This is a genomic window from Niallia taxi, assembly GCF_004005475.1.
In the GTDB taxonomy this organism is placed as follows: Bacteria; Bacillota; Bacilli; order Bacillales; family Cytobacillaceae; genus Niallia; species Niallia taxi.
Map to the genome: position 1 here is coordinate 1 of NZ_RZTZ01000036.1, position 10,725 is coordinate 10,725.

Below are 10,725 nucleotides of genomic sequence, written 5' to 3' on the forward strand. Positions count from 1 at the left end.
ATTATATGTACGAATATAACTATAAAAGATTCCAAAAACGACTCAACCAGTGTGCTCCGGTTGAATACCGAGTCACACTGGCTGCATAGTCTTTTTTATGGCTGTCTACTTGACAGGGGTAAGACCATTTGAGAAGGGCTTTCTAAATTTATTCTGTTTTTTCTAGAGTTGGTTGAACGGAATTAACATTTACAATAACATTTTGTTGATTAGCTTGGAATCCTCCATTAGCTAATAGGTTAGTCATTTTTACTTGATTTGGTATTGTGAAAATGTCATAGATAATTCCTATACCAAAAAGACCAAATGTAAAAAGATAAATAATTCCTGTTCCAATTTTACCTAATTAAAATCTGTTAATGCCAGCAATACCAATTAGACAGAATAATAACAAAGATATGCAGTGCCAGTAGATTAACGTTCATTTTATTTCCCCTCTTTTTCCCTTCTTAAAGGAAGTGTTTTTGAAGTATATGTAATATTTCCAAATCATTGTACGGCTTATTTGACGCTGACATTTAAACTCTTAACTTCCTCTAAAATCATTGATTCTATTATATTATCCTCTTGGTTTCACTTTCCTTTCTTCTTGGAACAAGGAACAAAACACCTGGTTATACAAAAGAATTAAAAGCTAATAAAAATAGGCAGAGGATTGATCCCCTGCCAAATTAAGTTCCTATTCTTTTACATCATCTTGTAATTTTTTTCCTGCTGTATAGGTAGGTGCTTTTACTTGCTGCAATTTCAATTTCCTACAGTTTGAGGGTTACGTCCCTTTCTTGTCGAACGTTCACTAACTGAGAAAGCTCAAATCCTATAATTTCCACTTTTTCACGACTATAAGGATTAACCTAGAATTATTAGTATAAACGGAGTGACTCATCAGTTCTTTGTGTATTTGCATTACAAAGCGTACTTAGGTACATTTGAACATCTGCTGTAGCGATGTCCTCGGCCTTCTTTTTTACAAGATTAGCAAACATACTTAATTCCATGAGGTAGTTGTCTAAAGTAATAGAACTTAAACCTACTAGTTTTTTTGCCGAGATGAACAATTGTATTTTATCCTCAAGTTCAGGATGTACCTCACCTAACTCAACTTTTTGAATATAAGACTCTGAAGAACGTTAGATAATTTATTCTTTGTAATTTCAACTTCAATATTAGGATACAAATATTTTAAAGCAGCTACTAAATCTGATAATACTTGCTTTCCTAGATTCATAATAATTTTCTCTCCCTTAGTTCTTATTAGTAACTAAGGATTACCTATTAATACACCAAACATACCAATTTAGTATGAACAGCTTTGTATTTTCTTAGATTTTATCCTTTAAATAGGAAAGAGACGACTACTTTTGGAGTAATCGTCTCTTAATTGGTTGTGTATTGTTAGTATCGTTGTATTGCGCAGCATTACATTCTTTTGTTAACTATTCTTTGTTTAAATAGACACCTATATAGTAAATACCTCTAATACTAGCCTTTAATTACATAAGTTTATTCTAAAATATGATCTGGCTATTTTCTTATCTGCTCTACCTTAAATAATTTACAAACAGATAACTGGACCTTTAGATTAAATCATCTTAATAAGATGGGTGCCTTTCACCACCCGATATAAAGTAAAAACTTTGCCGAAAGAGGGGTTGTAATCTTGTTAATTTTTACTACAAATCATAACTGGCCAATTCTCTCTGCCCCATTGCCTCCGATCGATACTCGTCAGAAATTTCCTTTAGTGTTTGGGACAGTTTTGGATATTCTATTCTTAATGCTCTCGCGTAATTCTCATATTGGAGCGCAAGTTCTTGCTCTGCCTTACCTTCTGTACCAAAGTAAGCACCTCTTTGATTAATTTTGCCTAGGTAAAATCCTCGCTTCAAGTCTTCCGAATAATGCAACTCAAAGACTTCCCGTACTGCTTCCATTGGAAAGATATCATCCTCTCCTTTTGGGGAATACGCAAATGACTTTCCGAGTGTTTGTCTGCCTATATTTCCTCGTTTTTTAGAGTCAATTTGTTTAAGGTATTCTTCCGTATAGCTCGTTAGTTCATGTACGTTTAAATTTCCATGATCTTCAAGGCATGGGCAAAATTCTAATTGAAATAAAATATTCCATGCTTGTCTACCAAGACTTTTCTCTGCCTCACTGCGGTCAGCGGGTACTTCTTCTTGATCGGAAGCTTTGTAAGCAGAAGAGACTAATTGTGCAAGGAAGCTTGGATTCATTTGTAATTCTCTTTTCAAATATTTTGGGTGGATTTTATTAACTAATACGTTGAAATACCCCCACTCCAACGCACAAACTCGTGTATACAATGACTCATTCAATTTATCCTCTTCATATATTTTCTTAAACGATTGAACAATATAATGTATATCGTAATGCGCAATTTGATAGTCACTGCCAGGGTTATACATAAGATGCTCTAATGCAAGGATATGCTTCTCGACATCCTCCTTAAATGCTCGATGAAGCATTTGAAAGACATTATGAAAATTTTGATAGGTCAATAGTTTATTGAATACAAAATCCCGAGTTGTTTTTTCCTTTATTTCTCTATGGTACGTGAATGCTTTCCAATACTGTTCTATTCCTTGTTGATGGAAAGAGGATAAGTATTCCAAGAATTCATCATTCACCCTAGCCACACTTAACAGACTAACTGTTATTTCAGTATTCACCTCTATTTTCCCCAGCAAATCCTTCACTGCATGGAATCCCTTCGCTTCATAGATGGTAGACATATATGCGATAAGGACCTCTATTTTCCCTGATACGATTACCTCCTCTACAAATGCTAAGTCTATTTGGTAATCATGAATATCAGCTGCCATGATCGATCCAATTGCTCTTATTCCCATCATTGCTGTCGGATCATCAAGGTTATAGAGAAATAAGGATAAGCTAAAATCAGGATCTTGCATCAGTCTCTTTATTGCTTGTATCCGTTCTTGCTTTAACTGTCTCTGCTGTTTTTGAAAATCATCATTAAAATCTTTATCTTTTTTATATGGCTCAGGATGTAAGTCTGTCAGTTGATCCGTTTTAAAAAGGTAAAGGTAGTCAAAACTGGCTTGTTGAAATACGATCTTTTCAAAGATCTCACGTTCGATTATGTCAACGTACGTCTCATCAAGACTCCATTCAGCATCGATAAAATAACGATGCTTATGAATTAGATCACGAACTGTTTCTTTCAGTAAGTACTTATCCTGATCAGATCCTGAATTATCAATAGCTTGTTGCACACCATGTATGACTTCTTTTTCTAAACCTAACTCAAAGAAAAAGCATTTTTCAAAAATAACGGCCCATCTCTTTAAATTTCCTGTCGCTTCACGGATAGCAAACTGCATATAGGATTTGTACGTATGTCCGATTTCACTTTGGTATTTTAATTCATACTTCTGGTTATAGTTTCTGTAGTGTGGTCTAGACATACTCATAGCAGTATGCCCTGGTGATCGATCAGGTACCAACTTAGCCAGTAGCTCCCAACCGATCGTACTAGTTCTAACAATATGATTTGTCAGCTTAATCTTTTCATTTATGGAAATATTAATATCATGGTACCAAGCTAGTAAGGCACGACTTAATGTCTCAAAAGGACTGTTTGTTATTGGATAGTTAATTTCCCGCTCGGATAACTTTGCTAAGACACGTACAGCACGTGGAACAAAATCTTCTAAGCACAATAATTTCTCCAATCCCCATAGAACATGTGTATAATAGTTCCTTGCTCCAAACCCATCACTAGTTTGTTCGAAAAGCTGCCAAATTTGTGAGTCTTGCTTTTCCACTTCTCTTTCTAGAACGGAAAGAAATACTTCTGGAGAGGCTTCTGCAATGTCCGATAATGCTTCCGAAATAGCAAACCATTTTTTCTCGGTTGTGATATTGTTAAACACTTCTTCCAACAGATCATCTACCCACGATTGCGTAGAAAGAACGTTGAAGTTATTATCGATACCGTTCATATTAGCAATCATAATCAAGGTCCTGATTATTCCTTTTTTAATCGTATCTGAATGTTTTGGTCTTTTATTAAATATACTTGCTTGAAAATGGTCTTCTATTGGTAAATCAAATTTTGGAGGAACATCTAGTAACAGGTCTTGTACTAGTTGTCTAAACGTGTTCATATGTTCAGCTGTTATATGTTTAATTAGAATTTCCCACGCTTCTTCCACATTTGCTAGCTTGTATATTGTTTTACCAAAATTCGTGTATTTCAATAAATATGGATCTTCCCCACCAATCACAGCTGCTAGCTTAGACATATACTCCTTGTCATCCACTCTTGCTAATCGACAAACTACAGCAAGATCATCCTTTGAGTCCGTCCAACTCCCAACCAATAAGGCAGGAATCAAAACATCCACGTCATGTGCCTGCCATTTAGGTAAACCCATTTTTCCTTTAAACACAATTCTTTTAAAAGTAGTGAAAAGCCCACTGGATTTCTCAATAATCTCATTCGCTCTTCTTACATCGTTTATTTCTTCCTGCAACTGCTCCCGCATGTTCCGTATTATCCTTTTTTTTAACTCTATTGGAGACCTATTCCCCACATAATCCTCTTCGCTATATGCGATGATATTCGTATTATTGGGGATAATATCTACTTCTGCTGCACTAAAATTAGGAATGAGAATCTTGCCCTGACATTTGACTTTAAGTGCATTCCAATTATCGATAGAATCAATTATATATGTTTGTTGGGCACGCTGTTTTTCTACATATTTTAAAATGTATAATATATATAATACAACTTCTTCACGCGTCTTTCCTTTCACATAGATAACATCCTGTGACAGTAGTTCCAAGAAGGACTCTTCAAAACTTTTTTCTTTATAATTGAAAAACTTTAAACTAATAGCTGGTTCAGTCTTATCCCTTAATGACTGTTCCATTTCATCGATCGTTTTGTACAAGTGCCCGTAAGACTTCATGAACTGAAGGAGATCATTTAATTTGTTTTCAGTATCACCACTAGAATAGACAGAATAGAATTCCGATTCCAATATGACCTGGTTTTTAAAAGCCTCATAGGTATTCCTGATTTCATTTTGCATGGTTGTTGTGAAGGTTGGCACATCATCCATTTCTATTTCCATGATGGTGATTATGTCTTCAATTAATTGATCCCAATAAACTTCTTTGTTAAATCGATTATCTTGATAGTCCTCCATTACAGCCTTTTCCCGTTTGTAATCCTGTTCTTCTATCTCTTTTCGGTCATCTGCACTTTTGTTTGCAATTTTCCATTGAGCAAATAGTTTATCCGTGCCGGTTAGTTGCTTTTCTGTCACATGAAAGACTGCCAGTTTAGCCAAAAGAACATCGACAAATCGACAACGTTCCTGTACATTCATCGCAGCTTGTTCTTTGTCATTCGTCGCTAATTGAAGTAATTTTTTTATTTGTTCCGGTAAAGTTTTGCCTAACAAGGTTGCTGCAGTAGAGGCAGTTGCTCCTAACACCGGAAATGCTGCTAAACTAGTAGCTGTTATTGTAACAGCAGCCAACATGGCAACTCTATCAATCTTTGGTGTCTTTCCATTCACATAGGCAATGGTTTGCTTTAAATTTGGATTGGTTGGTTGCTTTTCACTCAAAGCTAGTGGCCCCCTTAAAGATATTATAGTTATAGTTTGCTATAACTATGTTAAAAATTGCAACCTCGGTGGGGTCTACCCTCCCAAGTTTCCAAATCTATTTATTAAAAGTTAGTTTTATAGTGATTAAGCTGTAATTGGTTTCTTGGATAAATGCATGCATATGAAGGATGTTCTTCAACATCTTCTCCTCTTGAAATACAAACTGTTTCTTACCAATAGAGAAAGTATACGGGTGAGCTTATTACACAAAGCAATTAAAGACTGCATCTTTTTCAACGGATTGTCAGGTCTCGTTGTGTAGTAAAGATGTAGGGCTTTAAAGGCATTGTTCTTGGACTAGAATCATAGATGCTCGGAATAACAATGCTCGTAATTTTTTTCGACCACGTTTGGTTATTCGACGAGAGTGATTGTATTCACTCAAATCGCCTACTTCAGCGAAGAAACCCGCCACTGTATCGCGTCCAATTCCTGTTATCTCTAACATTTGATTAACGCCTGGAATATATTGAAGCAGTGTATCCAGAGTTTGGTCAAGCTCTTCAAACTTGGCTTGAATGAGTTTCTTTTGGATTAACGTTCTTAATTCCATTTTAGCCATCATAGCACCCTGTCGAATGCCAATCGAGCGATTGGCGGCTTCTTTAAAAGCTTGAATCTTCTTAATCCCTATACTACGTTTCACTGCTTGCCTAAGGTATTCTAGTAATTCTTCCTCTGTATATCTAACCAATTCTTCCGGTAATGCTTCAAGCTTTAATAAATGAAGAGCTGCCTTCCCATCCCAACTTTTAAAAACGGTAAAGAACTCTGGAAAGTATCGATCAATCCAGTTGTGTACCTGTCCTTGCACAATTTGTAAGTCTACATTTAATAAATCACGTAATTTCTTAGCCACAAGCAGTTCCGCAAAAACTCCTTGTGGTATTGTTGGTTCGGTGTATCTACCATCTTTGACTAGTTGTGCAATGACTTTTGCGTCTTTTACATCATTTTTTGTTGGAGAGTTATCATCTAACTCCTTACTGTGCTTGACGTGTAATTGGTTGACCGTTACGAACTTAATCTGTTCCTCCTTTAGAATATGAGCTAAATTAAGCCAATAATGGCCTGTTGGCTCCATTCCACGATAATCCTGAGCTCTAGCTACATGATGATGTTTGGCAATATCAATACCAATTACTAAGGTTTTAGGTGTGATTTGAGCTACTTTATGATTTTGGTTATAATTCATAGTGAGACCTTTGAGTAGATATTTTGTCCCTTTTAGCTGGCCAGTTCAGGACACATTTATCTTATCAAGAGGTCTTTTTTCAATCAAACCACATTTTCAGTTATTACAGGAATGCTGCCACTTTTAGTTATATAAAAAAGGACCCGCTTAATATTTATGGAATCCCCTAAAGTAAAACAACTATAAACTCTCTGGCAAGTGATGTTTATACATTTCTAATGCATTTATATTTTCTTTTAGCACAGCAACAATTTCAGGATGTGGCTTAGGATAAATAACTGTATCATCCTTTTCATCAAATTCTTTATTAATGGTAAAAGCTAACATTTATTATTATTCAGTTGAAAATTGGGAATCTATTCTCGATGAACATTTCATAAAAAAATCTTACTCCTAAGTAAGGTTTTTAATGTCTTAATGTAAGTAATAAGATAAAAATTTCTGTGAGTTCTCCGTCAGCAATAGGTGTTTAATATCCTCTAGCTTAGTTTCACCGTTGTTATCGCCTTCTAGTTGCTTAAAATACCTATAACAGAAGAAAGTACTCGTTCCACTTCTGTTTTAAAAGGTGTAATGCAATTGGATTTTTGGGAACTGGTGCCTCTTTTATATACTGAATAACCCAGCTAGTCTTACCGCTACCCATAATTGAATGAATAATATTAACTTGTGTTTATACTGGGTTTCTAATAACCATTTTATTTGCAGAGAGGGAGAGCTAAAGGACATGAAAAAATAAAGAAAGTTAAATTTAGTTATTGTTGATTTAATCTAACAGTTTTTTTAGATGGTCAAATTCCTCTATTAAGTCTTGAAATCCACTCTGTTCTAATATACCATAGTAGTTATCAATAGGAACAAGGGATAGATTTTTAATATTGTGTTCAAATGGTTCTCCTCTCAAGTAGATTAGAGTTAATTTATTACAGTGATTTAAGTACTTTTGTGGAGTATAACTTTTAAAACCTGTATAGAAGGATAACTTTACATCTAAAATTTCACTGCTTTCACGATTATAAAAGTCAGGACGTATCCCTTCGATGTCTCTATACTGATATTCATAGTCATATCCTAAGCAATCAAACATTTTTTTAACTAATCTCTCAAATGATAGTCCCATCTCTTGTTCAAATTTTAAGATCTTGTATATTTCTACTTCCGCTAATCCGATACTTTCGAGGAAGCTTTTATAGTTTTTGAATCGTTTTCTTATTTGCTGATATAACTTGTTGTTTTTCATAGAAATCCCGGTAAAACTTAATATTCCTTCAGATTCTTTTACAAGTTTGAAATATTTACTTTTTACCTTCTCATCTGTCCAATCTACAGTTCCTCTGACTTCGTCATAATCAAATCCCTTGCACTCTAAATACTTTCCATATTCCCCAAATCTCCTCTTTATCGCATTATATAAGGTATTGTGTTTTCTATTCATTTTAGAAGCTTTTAAATCTTTATTTTCATTAAGATATTCTTCAAATTCATCGTCAATTCTTTGTTCTGTCCAATCAATTTTCCCCCGAATATCACTATATTCATATCCCATTATAGATAAGAATTTTTTATAGTTACCAAAGTGATTCCTTATTTGCTTATATAATGCACTGTTATTTTTTTGTAGTTTAGACTCTCGTAAATCCTCATTGTTAGACGTATATTTTTCAAACTCCTCAGTTACCGTTTGTTTATCCCAATTTTGATACTTTTTAATTAGGGAATAATCTACGTCAATTTCCTGTAAGAAAGCTTCATAGCTACCATATTTTCTATCAATTGCACCTAACAATTGGCTATGCTTTTCTTTTAAGTTATTTACATGTAATTCCTCACCAGCCTTTTGTAACTTACAAAACACTTTAATAATTTTCTCTTTTGTCCAAGTATTATAAAGTTTAATATCGTCATAATTGATCCCCTGGCTGGTTAAAAAGCTTCTGTAACTACCAAATCTCTTTTGTATTTGAAATCGTAAAGTTGGATAGTTATTCCTAAGCCCCTTGTCAGTAATATCTAATCCTTTATGCATATACCCTTTAAATTCTTCTATAACTAATTCCGAAGTCCAACGCATTTTAATAATCAACCTCCCTCTTTGATTCTCATTTCACCCTAATTGATAGGGTTATTTTCTTTACTTTTGGTTTTAGTCCTTTGCTGAATTAACTAGATTTGCCTAGGAAACTTTGGACATATTAGTATTTATAAATATATATTTACACTTTTTAGTTATTTAAATTCATCAATTTTCTTTATATTTATTAAAACATTGTAGTTTATTATGATTAATATATTAAACATATATATAGACAAATAAATCAGTATTCTATTAGTTACTATTCCCAGCTTCTAAACAAGGAATACATTCATCATTAATTTATAACAAATATTTTAGGTTAAAATACACTTAAACAGCTTCCTTCAAAAACGTCAAAAGCCTTAATACCACTACATCTATAGTAATTTAATTCTATTCACATGCGTTCTCAGACGAAAGTAGATTTTTTTAATGAACAACTGCTCATCTAATTTCTTTTAATAGGCCATTATCAACACTCTATGTTCATAACTAAGTTTTAATATAGGAACTTATCACGTTTATAGTATCCCTTTTATTACCAACTAATCGCACATAATTCAATTATGTACGTTTAAGTAGAATTTATAGTGTGATAGAATATATGTTCTTTGTTTTTGAGTTAGTCTTTAGAAGAAGAGGAGTTGGATTGTGCTGAGCGGATACCATCTTAAATTAGCTCAAGACATACATACTATGAAGAAGAGTGAGACATATTTCCGGTTTACCTGCGGATTTGGATTACTCTCCCTTTACAATCCTTAACTATCTTTACAACACAAAGTTATTCCTAATTTATCTTTACAAGCATAAATCGCAAAATTTGTATTGGATACTATCAGCAAACAGGATATAGCGGGATTTTTACATAAGCATCACCAAAACTCATCAAAGTCTAGCCGAAATTGTCTTTTATGCAAGGCCCCCAAGCATACACGCTTTCGAGGAACCAGTATTTGAAACCCCCATAGTCGTTAATGGGTTAGGTGCATGCCCAAGATTGGCTAAAATGGGGACAAAACGATCTTCATTTTCAGCTGTCTTTGGATATTTGAGGGAGCACTTGTGCACCTGGTCAAGAAAAATCCAGGGTAAAAGCTAACATGTGTCCTCCAACAGGAAAAGTCTCCTATATAGTAGGAGTTAACTATTTAATAAAAAATACAAATCCTTGTATACTCATTAGTGAAAATTTCTTTACATTCCAATAAAAGAATATTTCATACAAACTCTGTCAATCATTGGAATAACAATGTTTACGGAGGTAATGTATGAATGTTATTTATTTTATAAATGAGCGGATATCCTTAGAAGGTTTATCAAAAGAAGTGGATTTGAGTCAATAATTTGGACACAAAAAAGTTAAGTATTTAAGCGGTTCTTCTAATCTGATCCTCCATAGCTTGAGGTGTTTGATAGCCGATGCTGCTGTGAATTCTGTTTCTGTTGTACCAGCCCTCTATGAACTGAAACATGGCCAGCTTCGCTGCCCGGTAGTCTGTGTACTGGGTATGATAGACTTCTTCTTTCTTTAATATAGCGTGAAATGACTCTATACAGGCATTGTCATAAGGACAGCCCTTCTGACTGAAAGACTGCCTGATACCGTATTTTTGGACATGCTGAGTAAACTCACTGCTGGTATATTGTGAGCCAAGATCGGTATGAAGAATTAAGCCCTTTCGGTGCTTTTGAGAAAAACAGGCGTTTTGAAGTGCTTCGATCACTAATTCCGAAGTCATAAAACGAGAAAAAGAATAGCCAACAATTTTTTTCGAATGCAG

General features: G+C 34.3%; 5 protein-coding genes and 2 pseudogenes. 1 reads left to right on the forward strand and 6 read right to left on the reverse strand.

Translation table 11 applies throughout. The features are described from left to right. Positions 1-5: 5 nt before the first annotated feature. Positions 6-89, forward strand: a complete 84-nt coding sequence (locus EM808_RS29945; RefSeq protein WP_412973749.1) for a hypothetical protein — start codon at positions 6-8, stop codon at positions 87-89. Positions 90-1,673: 1,584 nt separating this feature from the next. Here the strand turns inward: EM808_RS29945 and EM808_RS28035 are convergent. The 6 genes and pseudogenes from EM808_RS28035 to EM808_RS28055 all read right to left on the reverse strand — a co-directional run. Then, positions 1,674-5,630 carry a hypothetical protein gene (locus EM808_RS28035; RefSeq protein ID WP_127743054.1) on the reverse strand — a complete coding sequence of 1,319 codons (3,957 nt, stop codon included), beginning with the start codon at positions 5,628-5,630 and terminating at the stop codon, positions 1,674-1,676. A gap of 97 nt (positions 5,631-5,727) precedes the next feature. Continuing rightward, positions 5,728-6,867: pseudogene (locus EM808_RS28040) on the reverse strand (IS110 family transposase). Positions 6,868-7,047: 180 nt separating this feature from the next. Next, the gene (locus tag EM808_RS28875) at positions 7,048-7,194 is read right to left on the reverse strand and encodes a hypothetical protein (protein WP_164849826.1); all 147 of its coding nucleotides are present in this window, start codon (positions 7,192-7,194) and stop codon (positions 7,048-7,050) included. Positions 7,195-7,633: 439 nt separating this feature from the next. Continuing rightward, the gene (locus EM808_RS28045; RefSeq protein ID WP_127743056.1) at positions 7,634-8,938 is read right to left on the reverse strand and encodes a hypothetical protein; all 1,305 of its coding nucleotides are present in this window, start codon (positions 8,936-8,938) and stop codon (positions 7,634-7,636) included. Between the two features lie 918 nt (positions 8,939-9,856). Next, positions 9,857-9,994, reverse strand: a pseudogene (locus EM808_RS28050) (glutamate decarboxylase); the annotation flags it as partial. A gap of 317 nt (positions 9,995-10,311) precedes the next feature. After that, positions 10,312-10,725 (reverse strand): DDE-type integrase/transposase/recombinase (locus EM808_RS28055; protein ID WP_164849827.1); only part of this gene is annotated, 414 nt, incomplete at its 5' end.